Origin of the sequence: Streptomyces sp. NBC_01261, from assembly GCF_036226385.1 — a bacterium.
Lineage (GTDB): Bacteria > Actinomycetota > Actinomycetes > Streptomycetales > Streptomycetaceae > Streptomyces.
Genome location: NZ_CP108463.1, coordinates 319,756 through 340,217, shown reverse-complemented (window position 1 = coordinate 340,217; position 20,462 = coordinate 319,756). Strand labels below are relative to the sequence as shown.

The 20,462-nt window shown below is 67.5% G+C and carries 18 protein-coding genes and 4 pseudogenes; 10 read left to right on the top strand and 12 right to left on the bottom strand.

Going from position 1 to position 20,462, the window contains the following annotated elements; translation table 11 throughout:
* Positions 1-217 precede the first annotated feature (217 nt).
* Positions 218-499 carry a hypothetical protein gene (locus OG226_RS01440; RefSeq protein ID WP_329353286.1) on the bottom strand — a complete coding sequence of 94 codons (282 nt, stop codon included), beginning with the start codon at positions 497-499 and terminating at the stop codon, positions 218-220.
* Between the two features lie 709 nt (positions 500-1,208).
* Between OG226_RS01440 and OG226_RS01435 the strand changes: the two are divergent.
* Together OG226_RS01435 and OG226_RS01430 are read left to right on the top strand one after the other, a co-directional pair.
* A pseudogene (locus OG226_RS01435) lies at positions 1,209-1,480 on the top strand (transposase); the annotation flags it as partial.
* A gap of 269 nt (positions 1,481-1,749) precedes the next feature.
* A complete protein-coding gene (locus OG226_RS01430; RefSeq protein ID WP_329347421.1) occupies positions 1,750-2,298 on the top strand; it encodes a GNAT family N-acetyltransferase in 549 nt (182 codons plus the stop codon).
* 185 nt (positions 2,299-2,483) lie between these two features.
* Here the strand turns inward: OG226_RS01430 and OG226_RS01425 are convergent.
* The 3 genes and pseudogenes from OG226_RS01425 to OG226_RS01415 form a co-directional block, all read right to left on the bottom strand.
* Positions 2,484-2,970, bottom strand: a pseudogene (locus OG226_RS01425) (transposase).
* 165 nt (positions 2,971-3,135) lie between these two features.
* On the bottom strand, positions 3,136-3,777 hold the full coding sequence (locus OG226_RS01420; protein ID WP_329347417.1) for a hypothetical protein: 642 nt from the start codon (positions 3,775-3,777) through the stop codon (positions 3,136-3,138).
* 325 nt (positions 3,778-4,102) lie between these two features.
* The gene (locus OG226_RS01415; protein WP_329347416.1) at positions 4,103-4,591 is read right to left on the bottom strand and encodes a MarR family winged helix-turn-helix transcriptional regulator; all 489 of its coding nucleotides are present in this window, start codon (positions 4,589-4,591) and stop codon (positions 4,103-4,105) included.
* Positions 4,592-4,677: 86 nt separating this feature from the next.
* On the opposite strand from OG226_RS01415, the gene OG226_RS01410 reads away from it, so the two are divergent.
* Positions 4,678-5,265, top strand: coding sequence for an NADPH-dependent FMN reductase (locus OG226_RS01410; protein ID WP_329347415.1), 588 nt, complete (start codon positions 4,678-4,680; stop codon positions 5,263-5,265).
* Positions 5,266-5,509: 244 nt separating this feature from the next.
* Here the strand turns inward: OG226_RS01410 and OG226_RS01405 are convergent, their stop codons facing one another.
* The 3 genes from OG226_RS01405 to OG226_RS01395 form a co-directional block, all read right to left on the bottom strand.
* Positions 5,510-5,659, bottom strand: coding sequence for a hypothetical protein (locus tag OG226_RS01405; protein ID WP_329347414.1), 150 nt, complete (start codon positions 5,657-5,659; stop codon positions 5,510-5,512).
* Between the two features lie 97 nt (positions 5,660-5,756).
* Positions 5,757-5,903, bottom strand: coding sequence for a nitrilase-related carbon-nitrogen hydrolase (locus OG226_RS01400; RefSeq protein ID WP_329347413.1), 147 nt, complete (start codon positions 5,901-5,903; stop codon positions 5,757-5,759).
* A 71-nt stretch (positions 5,904-5,974) separates the two neighbouring features.
* On the bottom strand, positions 5,975-6,205 hold the full coding sequence (locus OG226_RS01395) for a hypothetical protein (RefSeq protein ID WP_329347412.1): 231 nt from the start codon (positions 6,203-6,205) through the stop codon (positions 5,975-5,977).
* A gap of 698 nt (positions 6,206-6,903) precedes the next feature.
* Here OG226_RS01395 and OG226_RS01390 point away from each other — a divergent pair.
* On the top strand, positions 6,904-9,291 hold the full coding sequence (locus OG226_RS01390; protein ID WP_329347410.1) for an RICIN domain-containing protein: 2,388 nt from the start codon (positions 6,904-6,906) through the stop codon (positions 9,289-9,291).
* Between the two features lie 231 nt (positions 9,292-9,522).
* Complete coding sequence (locus OG226_RS01385) at positions 9,523-11,415, top strand: arabinofuranosidase catalytic domain-containing protein (protein WP_443066846.1); 1,893 nt, start codon at positions 9,523-9,525, stop codon at positions 11,413-11,415.
* A 581-nt stretch (positions 11,416-11,996) separates the two neighbouring features.
* Here OG226_RS01385 and OG226_RS01380 read toward each other — a convergent pair.
* Positions 11,997-12,389 carry a Pycsar system effector family protein gene (locus OG226_RS01380; RefSeq protein WP_329347408.1) on the bottom strand — a complete coding sequence of 131 codons (393 nt, stop codon included), beginning with the start codon at positions 12,387-12,389 and terminating at the stop codon, positions 11,997-11,999.
* 250 nt (positions 12,390-12,639) lie between these two features.
* On the bottom strand, positions 12,640-12,951 hold the full coding sequence (locus tag OG226_RS01375; RefSeq protein WP_329347406.1) for a hypothetical protein: 312 nt from the start codon (positions 12,949-12,951) through the stop codon (positions 12,640-12,642).
* Positions 12,952-13,208: 257 nt separating this feature from the next.
* On the opposite strand from OG226_RS01375, the gene OG226_RS01370 reads away from it, so the two are divergent.
* The 3 genes from OG226_RS01370 (at position 13,209) to OG226_RS01355 (ending at position 17,205) form a co-directional block, all read left to right on the top strand.
* Positions 13,209-14,831 carry a helix-turn-helix domain-containing protein gene (locus OG226_RS01370; protein ID WP_329347405.1) on the top strand — a complete coding sequence of 541 codons (1,623 nt, stop codon included), beginning with the start codon at positions 13,209-13,211 and terminating at the stop codon, positions 14,829-14,831.
* Positions 14,832-15,730: 899 nt separating this feature from the next.
* Positions 15,731-16,180: a hypothetical protein gene (locus tag OG226_RS01360; RefSeq protein ID WP_329347404.1), complete on the top strand. Its 450-nt coding sequence runs from the start codon at positions 15,731-15,733 to the stop codon at positions 16,178-16,180.
* A gap of 248 nt (positions 16,181-16,428) precedes the next feature.
* Positions 16,429-17,205, top strand: coding sequence for a helix-turn-helix transcriptional regulator (locus tag OG226_RS01355; protein ID WP_329347403.1), 777 nt, complete (start codon positions 16,429-16,431; stop codon positions 17,203-17,205).
* Between the two features lie 167 nt (positions 17,206-17,372).
* On the opposite strand, the gene OG226_RS01350 is transcribed toward OG226_RS01355, so the two are convergent.
* Positions 17,373-18,359 carry an SMP-30/gluconolactonase/LRE family protein gene (locus tag OG226_RS01350; RefSeq protein WP_329347402.1) on the bottom strand — a complete coding sequence of 329 codons (987 nt, stop codon included), beginning with the start codon at positions 18,357-18,359 and terminating at the stop codon, positions 17,373-17,375.
* A 77-nt stretch (positions 18,360-18,436) separates the two neighbouring features.
* Positions 18,437-19,294: an NmrA family NAD(P)-binding protein gene (locus tag OG226_RS01345; RefSeq protein ID WP_329347401.1), complete on the bottom strand. Its 858-nt coding sequence runs from the start codon at positions 19,292-19,294 to the stop codon at positions 18,437-18,439.
* Between the two features lie 127 nt (positions 19,295-19,421).
* Here OG226_RS01345 and OG226_RS01340 point away from each other — a divergent pair, with 127 nt between their 5' ends.
* Positions 19,422-19,823 (top strand): winged helix-turn-helix transcriptional regulator, encoded by a 402-nt coding sequence (locus tag OG226_RS01340; protein WP_329353284.1) that lies wholly within the window; start codon positions 19,422-19,424, stop codon positions 19,821-19,823.
* A 174-nt stretch (positions 19,824-19,997) separates the two neighbouring features.
* Here OG226_RS01340 and OG226_RS01335 read toward each other — a convergent pair.
* Positions 19,998-20,327: pseudogene (locus tag OG226_RS01335) on the bottom strand (SDR family NAD(P)-dependent oxidoreductase); the annotation flags it as partial.
* Positions 20,328-20,364: 37 nt separating this feature from the next.
* On the opposite strand from OG226_RS01335, the pseudogene OG226_RS01330 reads away from it, so the two are divergent.
* A pseudogene (locus OG226_RS01330) lies at positions 20,365-20,436 on the top strand (VOC family protein); the annotation flags it as partial.
* Positions 20,437-20,462 lie beyond the last annotated feature (26 nt).

The following is a 20,462-nucleotide window of genomic DNA, read 5'->3' as shown; positions in this document are numbered from 1 at the left end:
AACTCTGCATCGATCCCACCCGTGCCGACTCACGCGCCTGGCTGTGGAACCGGTTCACTCACAACGGCGCCCTGCCTGCAGACATGGTCGCCCCCTCGTCCTGGAACGCCGCATCCACCTCACCAACCAGGCCCTCGTCCTACTTCTGGACGCTCCCAGCACTGACCTCAAGGGGCTTCCCCCTCAAGGCAGTTGACGATCGGCCGGCCGGACGCGGTCAGTCACCGAGAAACCACAGATAAAGGTGCTGCCCTCGCTGGACGACCTGGCCCAACTCGCGGGCCTGCGCGACCCAGTCACCACCGCAGGGCGCGGGAAGCCGGTCGAGTTCCGCCAGCAGCAGCGGCATCTGCCGCTGGTTGAACACCGCGTCCCCATACGGAGTCAGCGCCCAGAGCATCGGGAAGTCAGCCGACTCCAGGTCCGCGAAGGCATCGGTCCACTCCACCCCGGCCTTAGCTCGGGCCACGACGTCTCCGCTGTCACCGCGCACCGCCATATTGATCACGCGCCGAGGCTATCGGCGCCCGCCTCGACCAGCGAAGGGCTATACGACCGTGACGTTTCCCCATGTCCGTGCCCTGCCGGGGGAGTTGGACAGGCTGATGCGCCTGCCCTACACGCCCAAAGCCGCCCCCGGTGTGCTGGTCACCGCCCTCGCGCGACGCCAGGCCCCCCACCGAGGTGTTGCGGCTGCTGATCGCCGAGGAGGTCACCGGCCGCGATGCCGCCATCCGCCGCCTGCGACGCCACTCGGCGAACTTCCCCACCGGCAGGACTCTGGCCTCCTGGCGGGCCGAAGACTTCACGATTTCCGAGCCTGCTCAGAACTCGCTGGTCCCTGGAGTGGATCGGCTGTGTGGAGAACTTGGTGATCGCCCAACTCCAGCACATCGCTGAACAGTTTGAGCAATGCACTCTCGTCGTTGACCCCACGCTTCCACAGCTGCCGGCGTCCACGCCGGCTCAGTTGGGGCACGGCCGCCTCCGAAGTCGTTCCTTAGCCGTCCTAGGAGACGACCTCGCCAGCGTGTCCTTACCAAGCGAGATTTTGTCGTGCATCCCAATGAATGGTCGAGTCGTCACGGGAAGTCGGGCGGCCAATCCTTTGAAGCCACCACCGGGCTGGAGACACGCAGCTACACCCAGCATCCCTGAGCCTTCCGATCCTGCGAGTGACCGGAATAGACCCCAGGAACAACGCATGGAGACACGACCCCTAACTAGGCCGCTACTTCAAACCCCAGTGCCTCCACGCAGACAAAACCTACGACCACGCCAGCCTGCGGAAATGGCTGCGCGGCAAGCGCATCGGAGTTCGGATCGCGCGCAAAGGCATCGAGTCCAACGAACGGTTGGGCGCTGCAGGTGGGTGATCGAGCGGACGATGTCGTGGCTGTCCGGCTACCGCAGACTCAGTCCCCGCTATGAGCGCCATCCCCGCAACTACTTGGCCTTCCTCGGTCTCGCCGCAACGTAGTACACGGTCTGAAACGGTCTCCCGCCCTCGCGGAGCGAAAGGATCCGTCGTTCTGCCTCGCCGCTGGAGAGTTGTACGAAACTTAAGCTGGATCATGAAAGACCGATGCAACGTCCGCGACTGCGAACGCTTCCGGGAGCACTCAGAAGCCCACTTGACCTGCGCACTCCGTACCCTCATGACCCGAAGGCTCAGCCGCAAAGAGCCGCGGAGGAACCGGTCGAAGAAATCTTGACGTTGCCCCAACCGAATGCTGGTACCGTCGCCCTATGGACCTGACTGACAGTACAGTAATGAAAGTAGAAATAAAACCGGAACATGAGATTAATTCAAGCACTCAGGAAGAACTTCGCGAGCTTCTTGAATCCTGCTTCCCGGAATATCCATCACGCGCCTACTTTAAGCAGCTGCCTCATCTTAGATGTCTCGCTTGGGAGCGAGGCGCCCTAGTCGCTCAAGTGGGCATTGATCACCGAATGATCAGGAACGGCGATGTGCCGTTGCGGATTTTCGGGATAATAGACCTTTGCGTGACTTCATTGACGCGCTCAAAAGGAATCGCTAGTGGCATGTTGACCCAAATTGAATCCGTGGCACGCTCCTCCAGGGTCGACGCGCTCCTCCTCTTCGCAGACGACCCGCGCGTCTATCTTGCCAATGGATACCGAAAAGTATCTAATCATGCGAAATGGCTCATGATTAACGATCACGAAACTCTCGGGGTGACGGAAAAGCCTCTTGGTGAAATGATGGTGAAGATGCTTTCGGATAAGTCATGGGATGAAGGAGTTGTCGACCTCCTCGGCTATCTCTTCTGAGAGAGGCTTTGTCTCGACCTTATCGTCGGACCCGCAGACACCTGTGGGTCCGACGGCATTTTTGGGAAGGTGCAGCGCTCCTGAAAATTGCTAAGCCTCTAGGCTTCTCTTTTGCGAGATTCCAAACACTCTCTCAGCTTGTTCTTTACCTACCCGCATGGCCTTGTAGCCGAATTGCTCCCGGGTCAGGTTCCGCGCCAGTTGAGGGTGGCTTCGTCGGTGAGTCTGCGGGCCATGAGATCGATCATCGCGAGGTGAATAGGAGCCAGCCGATGCTGCGCTCGATGGTCCACCGTCTCGGGATGATCGTGAACCCGCGGGCGCCGGGCGGGCGTTGGGCGGGGTGGACGTCGATGCGGAGGCGGGCCCCGTGGCCGATGGCGGTGGTCCGGTAGCCCGCGTTCACCCACGCCTTCGTGATGTACGGGTGGGCGGTCGCGATGCGGGACAACAGGGGCACGCCGGCTGCGGTGTCCGAGTCGCTCGCGGCGGTGACCAGCACGGTCAGCAGCAGACCGAAGGTGTCGCAGCCGAGGTGGCGCTTGCGCCCGGTGATCAGTTTCCCGGCACCGGTCCCTTGCTCGGCGCGGGGCACATTGGCGGAAGTTTTGCTGGTCTGGGAGTCCAGCGCGCGTCCGACAGGTCGCTGGGAAAGGGGCCGTGCGGAGTCATGTTGGTGAAGTAGCCGATCGCGGTCGGCTCCACCAGTGGTCAAAAGGCGGCGCCCGGGGGCGTGTTGGGAGCAGAACCGGACACGACAAGACCGCCACCTCCTACGAGGCAGCGGTCAGTCTCGCGTCATTCATGCTTTGGGCGCGATCAGTTGGAGGACGGACTCTAGAAGTGCCGAAGGCGCAGCAGGAACTGGCAGCCGCCGGCACGGCCGTCGGCGTCGATCTTGACGGTGACCGGGGTGCCCACGAAGGCCGAGCGGTACTGTCCGGCGGGCAGGGCGTCGGGGCATTGACCCGCGTCGCCGTCCGGGTAGAACTGGACGTCGAGGACGATCCTGCCTGTCACGCTGAAGGTGAGGTTGCACCAGCCGGGCCGGCCGTCGGTGTCGAGCCTGACGGACTGTCCGAACACCGGGATCGGCAGGATCGGCGCCGCGTAGGTGTCCTGGTAGCTCCCGCATTGACCGGCGTCGCCGCCGGCGCTGGGCTGGAGCGAGTAGCTGACGGTGGAGCCCGTGAGGGTGCTGTCGGGGTCGTAGACGCCGAAGGCCAGTTGGCAGCCGCCGCCACGGTCGTCGGTGTCGAAGCGGATGGCCTGCGTCCAGTCAGGTGAGGGGGCCCACTGCTCCCCGGTCTGCCCGCCGCACTGACCCGGGTCGCCGTCGGCGTTGAACTGGATGCCCAGTTGCGGAGCGGCGCTGAGCGGGGCGGCCTCCGTCGCATAGGCCGCTGTGCTGGAGAGACCGGCGACCATGATCGCGGCGGCCACGATGACGCGCGCCGACAATCTCAGACGTCCGGTCATCCGTAAACCCTTCATCGAGAGTCTCCTCGGAATTCTGGGCGCGACGGCAGAGTTCGCCACGCCTCTGTCGTATGCCAGCCGCATGTTTGGCTGGTCCAGACCGCAGTATCAGACGCCGATACACTGTCTGTATCGCCATGAACACGCCAAAAGTTTGAGCCAGGTCGCGAGGGGTGCGCCGACCGCGGATCCGGTCGCCCGAGCCGACGACGGTGATGGCTGCCGGCGGCGCCTGTGTGACCCCATCGAGCGGGTGGTCTCGGTGGACTCCATGAAGGTGAGAGTCCACCGGCGTACGGCCGGGGCCCGCCGAGCAAGGCGCGGTCTAGGACCCGCCGTCGCTGGCGGTCTCGCCGCGGTGTGGCTCCAGGCGGTCGAGTGTTCGCTCGCTCCATGCCCTGATGACTGATGCCTCCTCGGGGCTCAGTGAGTCGAGGAAGTGGCGGCGGATGTTGCCGCCGTGCACGAGGACGGCACTCTGTGCGGCGCGGCGTCCCTCGGCGGTCAGCCCGATCCCCGCGCGGCGACCGTCGGCTCCGTACTGGGTTCGTTTGACGAAGCCGCGTTTCTCCATGCGCGTCAGCTGATGTGAGACGCGGCTCTTGTCCCAGTCGAGCGACTCGGAGAGCTCGCCGACACGCATCTCGCGATCGGCGGCCTGCCACAACGTCACCAGCACGCTGAACTCGGCCTTCGAGATGTCGCAGTCATGCTGCAGGCCGCGCTCCAGTTCCCTGGTGAGCAAGCGCTGCGCACGCATCCAGGTATCCCAGAACCCCCACTCCTCGGATTCCAGCGATTGAGTCTCCGTCATGTCGCTGAGGATACCGCGACCAGCAGAGTTGTCACATCAACTCTTTGCAATCTAGAGTTGACGTGACAACTCTCGGAAGGAAGGCCATGACGCTCCGCATCGCAGTCATCCTCGGCAGCACCCGCCCCGGACGCCGCGGCGACCAGATCGCCGCCTGGGCACTGGAGGCCGCCCGTGCCCACGGCGGCGCCGACTACGAACTCATCGACCTCGCAGACCACGACCTCGGCAACCTCGACGAGCCCGGCAACCCGGACTTCCAGCAGTACCAGCACGACCACACCCGCACCTGGGGCGCACTCATCGACAGTTTCGACGGCTACGTCTTCCTCGTCCCCGAGTACAACCACTCCTACCCCGGCGCCCTCAAGAACGCCCTGGACTACGTCTACCGGGAGTGGAACGACAAGGCCGCCGGGATCATCAGCTACGGCGGCTGGGTCGCCGGAGCCCGCGCCGCCGAGGCTCTGCGGCTCGTCCTCGCCGAACTCCAGGTGGCCACGGTCCGCGCCCAGCCCACCATCTCGACACACCCCTCGTTCCACACCGGCACCTTCGTCCCCCAGGAAGGCCTCGACACCGCCGTGGGCAGCATGCTCGACCAGGTGATCGCCTGGTCCGGTGCCCTGCGCGGGATACGCCAGGCCAAGACGCAGGCGCCCACGGCCGCATGAGGCCCAGTTCGTGATCCAACGGCGCCGATGAGTTCCAACATCAACCGATCCCATCCGTACGCGGCCGACGACCCGCTACCGTTCTTCGGACCGGACGGGACCGCACTGGACGGGACCGCACCGCACCGGACCGGCCGATACGGAGTGTTCCAGCACGGACGAGGCACGGTCGGTGTGCACGGCCGTGATGCCGAGCGCAGCTGGCTCCGCGCAGGCTTGACCGACGCTCTGCCCGTCGTGGTGATCACCTTGGTCCGCTGATGATGCGGCGGTTGCGGAGCGCCGGCAGGACGGTACGGGCGCGGTCGATGCGGTGCTCGTCGGCGTCGATCACGAACAGGGCGTGCTCCTCCTCGCCGCGCACGACGCCCCGCGGATCGACGGCCACGCTCATCCCGATGGAGTCGGGCGCGGTGAGAGAGAGGAGGCCACCGGGCGGCAGTTGTGCTCGACCGCCCTGCTGCGCAACAGAGTTGTCCAGTGATCCTCGTTCAGCGGTCCTCCTTCCGTGGGCCGCGCACCGAGGCGGCCGACACCGATAGGAGATCGGCACCCATCTCCACCAGGGGCCGGGCGCACTCGGGGAAGCGGATGTCGTAGCAGTTGAACAGCCCGACGTCGAACTCGCCGATGCGCACCAGAAGGGCCCGTCCCCACCGCGCTGGACCTCGCGGGACTCCCGGTGGTCGAAGGCGTCGCAGAGGTGCATCTACCGGTAGCGGCCGCGGAGTTCACCCTCGGAGGAGACGGCGACGATGGTGTTGTGGGGGAGGGCGGCGATGCTGCCCTCGTAGCCGCCGGCGATCACGGCGAGGCCATGTGCGGTCGCGATGCGGGACGGCTCGTCAAGGAGGACGGCGCAGTGCTTCTCCGTGACCTCGCGCAGGGGTCGCACGGCGGCCTCGGCCGGGATCGAGGGCGCGGTACGTGGGTCGTGCAAGGCGATGCCTTCGGCATGCACGAGCTGGTGCGCCCGCGTGCCAGGGCTCTCCCGGCGGCCTGTGCCGCTCCGGGACGGGCCGCCGGTACGTGGAGGGCGTCCCGACGGCTGCTTCGCGCGCGGTTTTGTCATGCTCCTGGCCAGGACTCGGAAGTCGTGCTCTGATGTCAACTGCCGCTCTTTGCGACGTTGTACGAAGTGAGTGCGATGAGCCGCCGCCCTTCCTGAGCCAAGGAGGATTCGTGCGTATGAAGTCCCATCGGTCGACACTGCCCTCCGTTCCTTTCCGCGGGATGCGCGGTGGGCGCGCACGTGGAGGCGGCCGCCGATGGTCCAGTCGAGGTTGACTCGGGTCGCGAACAGTCCTCTAGGTCAGTCGTGTTGATAGAGCGCCAAGCCCACGACTTCAGGTTCGAAGGTCTTGGCTTTCAACGAGGTCCCGACCTCCACCCGCCGGGCCGCCGGATGCGCTGGCCCGCCACGATGCTGCGTACCCGTCGGCGTGCTGTCGGGATTAATGACAACGTTGTCGACCCCGTAGGAGACAACGATGAGACTCCGACCGACAGCCTCTGAACTTCCGATGGCGCCGACACGAACTTGCACGGCGCTCCACCACCCCAACGACGGGCGACCGGCACACCAGCGCCCGGAAGTCAGATCTTCCCCCCACCCGCGCCCCCCACAGGAGAAGCCGTATGCCGCTCGCTCGACGCCACTTCCTGCAGACCGGCGGTCTCGCTGTCGGTTCCTTGGCCTTGGGGGGTGCGCTCCCGGCAGTGCCGGCTGCCGCGGCCGGCGGCCTCGCCGCCGATACCCTGACCCGGCTGCGGCCCGGAAGCATCACCCCGCGAGGCTGGCTCGCCGGCCAGCTGCGCCTGCAACTGGCGGGCTTGTGCGGCCAGTACGCCACGCGCTCCCACTTCCTCGACCCCACGACCAGTGGTTGGACACACCCCGACCGCGACGGATGGGAGGAACTCCCGTACTGGCTGCGGGGATACGTCCCCCTCGCCATCGCCACCAGTGACGCCGCCGCACTTGATCAGGCCCGACGCTGGTTCGACGCGGTCCTCGCCACGGAGCAGGACGACGGCTTCTTCGGGCCGCGGTCACTGCGGACCTCCCTGAACGGAGGCCCCGACTTCTGGCCGTTCCTCCCACTGCTCCAGGCGCTGCGTACGTACGAGGAACACACGGGTGATCAGCGGATCGTGCCCTTCCTCGTCCGGTTCCTCCGCTTCATGAACGCCCAGGGGCGGGGGGCGTTCGACACGAGTTGGGTCTCGCTGCGCTGGGGCGACGGAATGGACATTGCTGTGTGGCTGTACCGCCGCACGGGCGAGGCATTCCTGCTCGATCTCGTCGACAAGATGCACGCGTGGGGTGCCGACTGGACCAGCTCCCTCCCCACGGCGCACAACGTCAACATCGCACAGGGCTTCCGCGAACCGGCGCAGTACGCGCAGCGCTCGGGCTCCGCTGACCTGACCCTGGCCACTTACCGCACCTACGATCAAGTCCTGGGCGGATACGGCCAGTTCCCTGGGGGTGGGATCGCCGGTGACGAGAACATCAGACCGGGCTTCGGAGATCCGCGGCAGGGGTTCGAGACCTGCGGCATCGTCGAGTTCATGGCCAGCCACGAGTTGCTGACCCGCATCACTGGCGACCCCGTATGGGCGGACCGCTGCGAGGAGTTGGCATTCAACATGCTGCCGGCCGCCTTGGACCCCAACGGCAGAGCCGTTCACTACATCACCAGTGCCAACAGCGTGGACCTGGACAACGCGCCCAAGTCCCAGGGCCAGTTCCAGAACGGCTTCGCCATGCAGTCGTACCAGCTCGGCGTCGACCAGTACCGCTGTTGCCCCCACAACTACGGAATGGGATGGCCCTACTTCAGCGAGGAGTTGTGGCTGGCCACCTCGGACGGCGGACTCGCCGCCGCGATGTACGCGCCGAGCAGCGTCCGCGCCGCTGTCGCCTCCGGCACCGAAATCACCATCACCGAAGACACGGACTACCCCTTCGACGAGACCGTCACCCTGACCCTGTCCACGCCACAGCCGGTCTCGTTCCCGCTGCTGCTACGGGTGCCGGGCTGGTGCGTGGGCCCTCAACTGCGAGTCAACGGGCAGCCGGTCCCGGCCAAGGACGGACCCGCGTTCGTCCGTGTGCAGCGGACCTGGAATGACGGCGACCGTGTCACCCTTACCCTCCCGCAACGTACCGCCGTCCGCACCTGGTCCACCAACCACGGCGCCGTCAGCGTGAACCGCGGACCGCTGGTCTACGGGCTGCGCATAGGCGAGCAGTACGTTCGCTACGCGGGCGACGACACCTTCCCCGAGTACGCGGTCCACGCCACGACGCCTTGGAACTACGGCTTCGTACCTGACACGACCTTCGCACTGAGCCGCGCCGGTGGTCCGGTCGCGGCGAATCCCTTCACCCACGACACCACCCCGCTCACACTCACCGCGCAGGCGCGCCGCGTCCCGGAGTGGATCGCCGACGACGAACACGTGGTCGCCCCGCTCCAGCAGAGCCCGGCGCGGGCAACCGGTGCCGTGGAGCACGTCACGCTCGTCCCGATGGGCGCGGCCCGGTTGCGGATCACGTCGTTCCCGACAGCGTCCCCGGACGGCAGGACGTGGCTGCCGGAGCCGCCGTACCGGCGCATCCTCAACAAGCACAGTGGGAAGGTGCTGGCCGTTGACGGCATGTCAACGGCGAACAGCGCGAGGGTCGTGCAGTTCGACAACACCGGTACCGGGGACCACGCGTGGCAACTCGTCGACAAGGGTGACGGCTGGTACTTGGTGCGCAACGGCCAGAGCGGCAAGGTCCTGGGTGTCGACGGAATGTCGACCGAGAACAGCGCGCACGTCGTCCAGTACGAGGACAACGGGACCGACGACCACCTGTGGAGTCTCGTCGACAAGAATGACGGCTGGTTCCTGGTGCGCAACCGGCACAGCGGAAAGGTTCTGGGCGTTGACGGGATGTCCACTCAGAACAGCGCGCAGGTGGTGCAGTTCGACGACAACGGGACTGACGACCACCTGTGGCGGCTGGCGTGAGCAGGTGATGGATCACCTTCCCAGGGCGTCCCAGAGGTGCTGGTCACGGTGACGCGCTGGGTGTAGTGACGGGTGCTCGACTTCGACGCGATGAAAACGACCACATTCGAACCGTTTGACAAAGGAGTTCTTAAGCAATGAAACAAATATTGACGAGTATCAACAGGCTGCGTAACTTCCGTGCCGACCATTGACGCATTGCACGCGAAACCGAACTCGGGATGGATTCTCATGCACGCATCGCTTTGTCGCTTGATTGGCTGGACGGATTTAAGGCGAGGTCCCCGAGTGGCCCAAAGGGCGGCAAGATGTCTGGCCACGGCGGCCACCACTCTCGGGCTCGTCCTCGCGTTCGTCGTGGGCCTTCCCACGACGTCACAGGCGGCGGGCTCACTGCCGTGCGACATCTACGGAGCCGCCGGCACCCCCTGCGTCGCCGCGCACAGCACCACGCGCGCCCTGCTGTCGTCGTACAACGGCCCGCTGTACCAGGTCACCCGGGCCTCCGACGGAGGCACGGCGGACATCGGCCTGCTGGCCCAGGGCGGCTACGCCGACGCAGGCCGGCAGGACACCTTCTGCCAGAACACGACCTGCCGTATCTCGAAGGTCTACGACCAGACGTCGCGGCACAACGACCTCACCCCCGGCCCGGCAGGCACAGCGGGCGGCGTGGACCGTGGGGCTGACGCCGGCGAGATCGCGGTGACCGCGGGCGGGCACAAGGTGTACGGCATCTGGATCTCGCCGGGCGTGGGCTACCGCTACACCGGTGTGGCCTCTGGCGTCGCGGTCAACGGCCAGCCCGAGGGCGCCTACATGGTGGCCAGCGGCACGCACGTGGGCTCCGACTGCTGCTTCGACTACGGAAACGCGGAGAGCACACCGGCCGACACCGGCAACGGCCACATGGATGCCGTGAGCATCGCGACGACGTGCTACTTCGCCCCGTGCACCGGCTCGGGGCCCTGGGTCGAGGCCGACATGGAGAACGGCATGTTCCAGGGGAACAACGGCTCCAACACCGCCAACCTGGGCAACAACAGCGCCTACGTGACGGCTGTGCTGAAGAACAACGGCCAGACCAGATACGCGCTCAAGGGCGGCAACTCGCAGTCCGGCGCGCTGTCGACCTGGTGGGACGGAGCCCTGCCCACCCGTGCCGGCTACCGGCCCATGCAGCAGGAGGGTGGCATCATCCTGGGCACCGGCGGCGACAACAGCAACCGCAACCGTGGCACCTTCTTCGAGGGGGTCATGGTCGCCGGCTATCCGACGGACGCCGCCGAGAACGCAGTGCAGGCCAACATCGTCTCCGTCGGCTACTCCGGTGAGACGGACATACCCAACGGCCCCCAGGGGACGATCGCCGGACCCGGTGGCAAGTGCGTCGACGCCGCAGCGGACGACACCGGTGGCAACGGCACCGCCGTACAGCTCTGGGACTGCCAGACCTACGCCGAGGACCAGCACTGGCAGCACAACGCCGACGGCTCGCTCAGCACCATCGGCAGGTGCCTTGACATCGTTGGCAACGGTACGGCGGACGGGACGAAGGTCGAGCTGTGGGACTGTAACGGTGTGGGTGGCCAGAAGTGGGTTCAGCAGGCCGACGGTTCGCTGCTCAATCCGCAGTCGGGCCGCTGCCTGGACTCGCCGAGTGGCGCGACGGCCAACGGGACCCGGCTGCAGATCGCGACCTGCAACGGCACCGCCGCCCAGAAGTTCGCGGTGAACGGCGGCGGCCCGGCAACCGGCCCCGGCGGCAAATGCGTTGACGTCGACGCCGACGACACCGGTGGTAACGGCGCGGCCGTACAGCTCTGGGACTGCCAGTCCTGGGCGATCGACCAACACTGGTACCACCGCTCCGACAGCTCGCTGTCGACGCTCGGCAGGTGCCTTGACATCGTTGGCAACGGTACGGCGGACGGGACGAAGGTCGAGCTGTGGGACTGTAACGGTGTGGGTGGCCAGAAGTGGGTTCAGCAGGCTGACGGTTCGCTGCTCAATCCGCAGTCGGGCCGCTGTCTCGACTCGCCGAGCGGCGCGACGGCCAACGGGACCCGGCTGCAGATCGCGACCTGCAACGGCACCGCGGCCCAGAAGTTCACACTGGGCTGAGCGTGCGAGCCTGCCAGAAGTGGAGGGGCTCGAAGGCCCTGCATCCGATCAGTGGTTCATGACCCCAGCGACCTACGGGGCTCTCGGTCCTGAATGGAGCTGATGGCCCTCGACATGGTGGGAGGTGATCCCCGCAGGGGCTTGGACCACGAACATCCACGGTGATCAAACGATCGCTCTCGACGCCGACTGCGAGCATCGGCACACGTCAGTCCTCTGAGAGCTCCAGGCCCCTATCGGCGGCGGACGTTGTGCCGACGCCGGTGGTCGGCGTCGGCCTCGGCGGGTTCGTAGATCACACACCACCCGGACAGCCCCGGACGGAGCCCCACCTGACGGAACGCTCTACACGCTGTTGCACCAGAGCCGTACGAAGAACACGCGCTCATCGCCCGTGCTGAACGCCACGCCGAAGGACGGCGACACCGCGTTCATCAGTGTCACGGACAGCACACTCCCGGGTTCAGGAATGTGGAGTGACCGACGCCCGTGTACCTGGACAAGAGCGGACAGCCGAGCACCTTGGTGACGAAGCCAGTGGGAGCGGAGGCGATGCGAGTGCCGCGTTGTCGCGACTTACCTCAACGCCTCACCGCTGCGATGGACGTGGCGACGGCCAAGAGGAGCAACCCGGCAATCAGGAGGTCAACGGCGAGCCGCAGTTGCCGGAACTTGCGGCGGACTATCCGCGAGAGGAAGAGAACACGCTCCGGGCTCCGATCCGTCCTCATGTGAACCATGAGGTTGTCGCGGTCTAAATCCGACCATAGTTCCCATCCTTCTCCGGCATGGCCGCCTAAGGCCGGCCTGAAGACGGCGAGCCCGAATGTCGCCGGCAGGCATACGTCCCAACCCAGGTCTTCGCTATGAGTGATTGCCGCGACCAGTGCCAAGATGCCACCGTCGACTGCGATGAGCAGACTGGCCTTCGTGTCATGCCGCACGAGTTCCCGGCCCAGCATCTTGTCGGCCATGCTCAGATTTTGCACAGTGCGGTCTGGTGGCTGTTGCGACATCCGGCCTCTCCATGAACTTGAAGCAACTGAGGTGTGCTCTACGACGCCTCCGCCTTCGGCCCGCTTCTCGTCGTCATGAGGGCATCAGGATCAGTACTCAGTCGTTGAGAGCGGCGCGCAGTTCCCCCGCGGGCCCGAGGGGGCGGCGGCAGCACGCCTACCCCCGACGCGTGCTGCCGCCTGCTGATGGACCGTCATGCACGGTGCGTCAGCACGCCTTCACGGTGTACTGACCGCCCACGAGGTTGGCGTTGATATATCCCGAGCCGGCGCCGTAGTAGACAGCGAACCAGCGGTTGGTCCCGTTGGACCACGCACCGTCGGCCCAGCAGATCAGGATCACGCCCCCGGATACGTACCCGCGGTAGCCGTTCTTCCACTGGTCCGAGTACACGGACGCACCGCTTGTGGAGGCGCCGCTGGCCAGAGCGGGGGAGGCGAGGGCCACTCCTGTACCGCTCAAGGCGGCGATGGCTGCGGCAGCTGCCACAGCCCGGCGGATGCGGGGGAGCTTCACCATGTTGACCTCTGTCCCTCTGGGCGGGTTTATCGTGTAGTTCCTTTGTAGGCGGGCCGCCCACCTACTGGCCGCCGTGTTCCAGGCCACCGACGCCCGTGCAACAGCGGTTGCAGCCGCTCCTTCTCTCTGCTACGGCGCATTCTTCGGGTCTCTTCGTGATGCCCGGCGTGTCCGCCGTGTCCGGAATCGGTCTCGCGGCCACGGGGACAGCGGGTCCAAAGTGGAGTGACTTTGGGCCGGCACAGGTGGGGGCGAACATGACGCGTATGGTCCCGGCCGTGCCTGCGGTCATCGGCTGGACTCCATGGCAGGTGCGGGCCGGCTGGCTGTTGCGGTCCCACCGGCTGTGCCATGCCGATCCGGCGCTGCGGCGGCTGGCGGGCTTCGCCCGCGCCTATTGCGAGGACCCCCGGCACGCCACCGGTATCTCTCCCAGTTCCCTGTCGCGCTGGGAGAACGGCCTGGTCCCGGTGTCAGCCTCAGCCGTCCGCCGCTACGAGGACGTGCTCGGTCTGAGCGCCTGCCACCTGCTGGCGCCGATCCAGACCGTAGCCCGCCACGAGGGAGGTACGACGGCGGCGGCGTTCTTGCGGGCGGATCGCAGCAACAACCCTTCCCCAAGCCCCGGGCCTCGTGTGGAGGACCTGCTTGCCCGGATCCTGGACGGAGGAGTCCTCACCGGCACCGACTGGGACGACCTGACCCGATGGGCCGCCTACGAAGGCGGACAGATCTTTCCGGGCCGCGTCCGTCACGCGGTCGTGCAGCGGTTGCTGGAGGAGACCGTGGTAGCGGGCGGCGCTGCCTGGATGCGCCGCTTCGAAGCCCTCAGCAGGCTGCTGGCCGATCCGCTGTGGGGACCCGAGGCCATCGCCGTGTGCGCTGACGTCGCGCAGCAACCCGAACACGTCGGGCTGATCGAGACGGTGTGCGCGCTGGACGGCAGCCCGCATCCGGACGCCGGCAGGGCCGTACTGCGCCAGCTCACAGACCCCACGACCGCCGACACCCGCTACGGGGCCCTGCTCGCCGCCGCGCGCAAGACCCGCAAGCACCACTTCACCACCGAGCAGACACGGACCCTGGTGGACGTCGTGGACGGCGTCCTGACCGGTCCGCACCTCTCCCTGCCGCCTTCCGCAGCAGAAGCCGCAGCGGTACTCCTGCACCGATTGCCGTTGTCCGCCGCTCACCGGGCCCGCCTCACCACCTCGGCATCCGACGGGGGTCTCGCCCTCAACGCCATCGTGACGCACGGCTCGCTGACCGACCCGGCCACCGCCGTGATCACCGTCTCCCGTGTCCTGGGCCGGCTCGACGAGCCAGGACGTGGACCGGCAGCAACCATCCTGGGCACTCTGATCGACGATCTCCTCCACCACCCGGTGGCCGACGTCCGGCTCTACACGGCGATGATGCTGCGTGCCAGCCCTTACGGACCTCAGATCGCGTCCGCGCTGGCCGCCGACCTGCGCCGGGTCGGGGTCCTGCGCACCGGGGACCGAGCCATCCCGATACTGCACGCCCTGCGCGTTCTCGGAGGACCCGAGCAGCGAGCCGTCGTCGCGGGCCTCACGCTTGCACGGGGCGTTCCCCGGGCGGTCGCGCTGGCGGCGGTCCACGCACTGGGACACATCGGGGGCCGCAGCCCGGAAACCTACTGGCGTGCCGTGTTCCACCAGCACGTCCACGCCGCGCACGGCACGACCGACCAGCGCGAGGTGCTCAAGCGCCTCGTGTATGCCTTCGCCATGGGAGACGAACTTGAGCTCCTTACCCGGCTGGTGGCCGAGCCCGAGACTCGGGGCATGCCGGCCCGAGACCTTTCGGGCTGGTGGACCAATCTGGAACATCACGTCCGTGACAGCGCCCAGCGGTGAACCAAGGCGCCGGATCGGACGCTCACATGATCGCGGCGGCGCAGCAGGGCGCAGGCCAGTCGGCCCTACGTCGGCGGCACTTCGGCCGTTGCGGGCCTGAAGCACCGACGACGCCAGTCAGTTGAGGAGGAGCGCGAAACCCGCCACCACTGCCGGAGACGGGCGTATTTGTCGAAATCGTAGCCCCGGTCGGCATACAGACGCCGTGGCCTGTTGTGGGAACGTCCCCCCGGACCCCGGATCGGCGGGACGGACTGCGTCCAGCAGGGGCGGGAGCTGGGTGGCGTCGTGCCGATTGCCGCCGGTGAGCGGGGTTCCGTGGCGGTCGACGATCAAGTGGTGCTTGGAGCCGGTGCGGGCGCGATCGATGTGTGAGGCCGACATGGTCCGCCCTTTGAGCGCCCGGACGTGTGACCCGACCCATATACGGAACAGTCGTCCAGGTCCAGCAGACCGGCGCGGCGCAGTTCGGTCGGCAGGGCTGCATGCAGGCTCATGGTCTCCGCCGTGGCGTCCCGTCAAGGGACACCGGTTCGCAGCACGAACAGGACTTCCGGGGTTCTCCATGAACTCGGTGGAGACCTCGTCGAGTGCTGGGGCGCCCGGGGCGGGCAGCTTTCCATCCGTGCGGTTGTCGCACTCCGGACGGGGTCCACCCCGCGGGTGCGGGGTGGGCCGTACCGTTGCCGTCCTGTGGGCCGGTCACGCCTCAACGGGCTTGCGGCCTGGGGCAGTTGGCCGTCGGTGGGCGTGATGCGGCCATGCCCGGTGACAGCGGCCTTTCGAGGAGGTTCGAAGGGCTTCCGTCGGGCTCGCGCGATAGGCGATCGTCGCCGTCATGGCACGTTCCGTGCCGCTGTCCCAGATGACCCGCTGCCGTCTCCACGGAGGTTTCATCCATGCGCGTGAAGCGCTCGCTGCTCGGCATCATCGGCATGGTGTTCTGCATGCTGATGGCCGTCCTCGCCACCGGTCCGGCACAGGCGGCAACCGCCTCCGGCCCTCGTACCGGTAACCATGCACAGGCCGCGGCCGCCGTCTCCCCGACGATCTCTCCGGCCACCACCGTCAGCTACCGCACGGACGACCAGACGTTCACCTGCGGCCCGGGGAACCTCTGCCTCGAAGTGTGGGATCCGACCGTGTCCAAGTGGAAGATCTTCTACCTCTACACCTGCAACCGGTACTCCCTGTCCAACTGGTCCGGCAACGGCTACTACCTCAACAAGCAGACCGGGTCGGTCACTTCCTACCTCTACGACGCCAACGGGAACGTGCTGCGCGCCTTCTCCCCGCCGCAGGTGGGTGACCAGGACTGGAGCCCCGTCTGGTCCGTCCGCAACTGCTGACACACGTGTCGTGGCCGGCCCCTCCAACGGTGGCCGGCCTCGACGTGTTCCTCTTCGGCCCCGCCCGAACGAGGGAGTCGTTCATGTCATCCTTCCCTTCACACGGGCCGCGAGGCGGATTCGACCTCGTGACGGCTTGGTTGGTCCGGGTGCCGCTTTGTTCGCCACGGCGGCACCCGCCCGTGCCCAGCAACCCTCGCCCACGACCCCGGGCACGGCCTGGGTGAACGTACCGCCGGCCCCGCCGGGTGCCGGGTCTGCGGCGTGAAGAGGTGGCCCGGCCGGCCGGTGTGAGCACCGACTACTACACCCGCCTCGAACAGGGGCGGCACCCCAACGTCTCCGAGAGCGTGCTGGCCGGCGTGGCTCGCGCGCTGCGGCTGGGCCCGGTCGAGCGCGACCACCTCTTCCACCTCGCCCGCCCGCGCGGCGCACAGCCTTCGCGGAACCGGGCACGTGTCGAGCGGGTGCGGCCGGAAGCGCATCAGATGCTGGAGGTACTGGGGGCCCTCGCACCGGCCTTCATCGTCAACCACCGGCTCGACGTCCTGGCCTCGAACCACCTGGTCCGGGCGCTCATCACGGATTTCGACGCGTTGCCGACCCGGGAGCGCAACTTCGCGCGCTTCGTTCTCCTCTCCCCGGACGCGCGGAAGCTGTACGACGACTGGGGGGCCATGGCACGGACCATCGTGGCCAACCTCCGGATGTCGTCGGGACGTCACCCCGACGACACTCGCCTCAACGACCTCATCGGCGAGATCGGCGCCAAAGTGCCGGAGTCCAAGGCCTGGTGGGCGAGCCACCAACTGGACGACTGCGGATACGGGACCCAGCTGTTCCACCACGCGGTGGTCGGCGAGTTGACCCTGCACCACGAAGCGCTGAGCCTCTCGAACGACCCGGACCAGACCGTGTGCCTGTACACCGCCGAACTCGGCTCCTCCTCCGCCCAGGCCCTGGCCCTGCTCGCCAGCTGGAGCGTGCCCCGGACCTCGGTGGGCGCCCGTTCATCCGCAGCCTAGGGACCGGACGTCGCGAGCCGCGGACGGGTCACCGCCCACACCGACACCTCCGGGGCGCCGACGTGAGCGGACCGTCAGCCGGCTTTGGTCAGCTTGCCGGTGGCCAGGCGACGGCGTAGGCGAAGGCCCACCCGCCGCGAGCGCGGCACCGAACCGATGGCGCGGGGTCAGCGCAGCGGCAGGCTGTCGAGGGTGAAGGCCGGGCTGGTCAGCGGATCGCCGTAAAGGAAGGTGTCCATCTGGGAGTTGGTCACCAGCAGCCGGTTCCCGTTCACGGCGACACCGGTGGTGGTGTCCGCCCCGGGGTAGGTGCGGGCGGAGAGTACGGCGGTCCGGGTGCCGTCGCCGGACAGCCGCACGGCGTCGACCTCGTTGTTCACGGAACGGGCGATGTACAGGGTGTTCCCTCGCCGTGCCAGCCCATCGGCGCTCGGCAGGGCCGGTGCGGCGATCCTGCGGATCTCGCCGGTGGCGAGGGTGAGCCGGTAGAGCGCGCCGCTGTACCAGTAGCCGATGATCAGCGACTTGCCGTCGGGGGTGGTGACGATGCCGTTGCCGTTGGACTGGCCGACCACGTAGTCCGGCAGTCGGTAGGCCACCTCCAGGGTCCGATGGGCGCCGGTGGCGGGGGCGTTCACCTCGGCGGCCCGAATCCGGTAGACGACGGCGCGGAAGGAATCGGTGATGTAGACGTCCCCGTCGGGGGCGACGGTCTCGTCGTTGACGAGGGTGGACGTGCCTGTGTCGGGGACGGTGTAGGAAGAAACGAGCTTCCCGGTGTTCGTGTAGACGAAGAAGCGGCCGGTGAAAGCGCCGGCGACCAGCAGGCGGTTGCCGGTGGTCTTGATCCCGGCGGCCTGGGTACGGCCCCCTTGGCCGCCCGGCAGGAAGGGTTCAAGGGTCTTCGCCCCCAGGCGTCCGCGGTAGACGGCGCCGTCGGCGATGCTGGCGGTGTAGACGTAGTGGTGGTCGACCGCGACGCTCTCGGGGAAGGCCCGGCTGCCGTCGACCGTGATCGTGTGGTCGTTGTCCTTGCGGTCGTGGGCGGGCGCGGCGGTGGCGGGAGGCGTGAGGGCGGCCAGGGCGGCGGACGCCGCGCTGAGGGTCAGGAGCGTGCGCTGCCAAGTGGCGTGCGCGGTGGTGCGGGTGGACATCGTTAAGGACCTTTCCTCGGGTGACCGGGAGGGACGTGGGCAAGTGGGAAAAGCGAGTCGGTGGCCGTAGGCGCCTGTCAGCGCAGTGCGTCGGCGATCGCGTCGGCCGGCGGCGTGGTCGGCCGTCCGATCAGGCGCCGCAGGTCACCGGAAGCGGTGAACAACTCGCCGCGACTCATGCCGAGGTCGGCGTCGACGAGGACGTGCGCCAGCCCGGCGGGCAGGCCGGCACGGGTCAGTACCTGGGCGAGTCCGTCGGCCGGGAGGGCGGTGTACGTGATCTGCTTCCCGCTGACGGCCGAGATTGTTGCGGCGAGCTCGGTCAGGGTGAACGCCTTGTCGCCGCCCAGCTCGTACACCTCGCCCGCATGGCCGCTGGTGGTCAGTACGACCGCGGCGGCGTCGGCGTAGTCGGCGCGGGACGCGGCGCTGATCCTGCCCTCGCCGGCCGCCCCGACAACTGCTCCGTCGCGCAGTACCTGGGGGAGTTGGGCGGTGTAGTTCTCCAGGTACCAGCTGTTGCGCAGCATCACGCTGGGGATGGCGCGCTCCCGGAGGTACTCCTCCGTGGCGCGATGGGTGGAGGCGAGGATCGTGGTGGCCCTGTCCGCGTGCGACATGCTCGTGTACGCCACCAGCGACACGTCTGCCGCCACTGCGGCGTCGATGGCGCGGCGGTGGTTGGCGACCCGCTCGTCCACGGTCGTGGTCGAGACCAGCAGCAGCTTGTCCGCGCCCTCGAAGGCTGCCGCGAGACTGTCCGGCTCCGCGAAGTCGGCCCGGCGCACCACGACGCCGCGGTCGGCGAAGCCCTTGAGCGTGGCGATGTCCCTACCGGTCGCGACGATGTCGGCGGCCGGTACCCCGCGCGCCAGCAGTGCTTCGACGGTGAGCGCGCCGAGCTGACCGGAGGCTCCGGTGATCACGATTGACATGGGCTCGTCCCTTCCTACCGCGGACCTCCCGCGGCACGAGACATACCCTGAACTGGTCACTCTCTTTTGGTAAGGAGCCACTTCTCGGTAAGGTGGCAACCCGAAGGAAAGCAACGAGGTGAGCAGTGTGACGACCGCCGAGGATGTGACCGAGCCCATACCGTCATGGGACCCGTACGCGCGTGGCTGCCCTTCGCGTGACGTGCTCGACCAGATCGGCAGCAAGTGGTCGGTTCTCGTGCTCGGCGAACTCGGCAGGCACGGGGCGTGCCGGTTCACCCGACTGCGGCAGCGGCTGGCGGGAGTGAGCGAGAAGATGCTCACCCAGACGCTGCGCACCCTCGAACGCGACGGACTGGTCCTGCGGACGGTGTACCCCGAGGTGCCGACCCGCGTGGAGTACGAGTTGACCCCGCTCGGCCAGACGCTGCGGGGTCCCCTGAAGGCGCTCACGGAGTGGTCGGTGGGACACATCGAGGAAGTCCTCGCCGCCCGCGAGGAGTACGACGGCCGCCCGGGAAAGCGCTAGTACCGTGACGATCTCTGTGCCCATGAAGGGGAAAGGGCGGCGGCCGACACTCCCTGCTCCGCACACCCGCCGTCGATGTTCGGCACGCACCGTCGTCCCCACCCGGTCCGAGCATTCGGTGGCTGTCCCCGGCCCGCCGGGGAAACGATCACCGTGCGGACCCACTCGTGAGCACCCCCTCTGTTGGCTGAACGCGCCGTTGTTGAAAGCGCCGTCGAGCCGCCCGTGCAGTTCCTCGATGCGGTCGACGGCGGCGCGGATGCTCGCGGTGTCGGCGAGGTCCAGCGCGACGGCGTCGGCCACGCCGCCGTCGGCACGGATCTCCTTCACGACGCGATTCAGGGCGTCCGTGCTATGGGCGGCGAGTACGACGGCCGTGCCCTCGGAGGCGAAGAGCCGGGCCGCGGCCGCCCCGATGCCGAGGCTGGCGCCGCTGATGAGCAGGACCTTGCCGGTGAGCAGGCCGATAGGTGTGCTCTCGGTGGAGTTCGTGTTGTTCGGCATGGCACCGGCGTCCGGCCGGATACAGGCACAGGCTGTACCAGGATCCGCTGTCGTCATGGCAGATCCGGAGGGCAACGAGTTCGACGTCGTACGCACCCTGGCACCGCAGAACCAGGCCCGGGGGCACCCGCACCC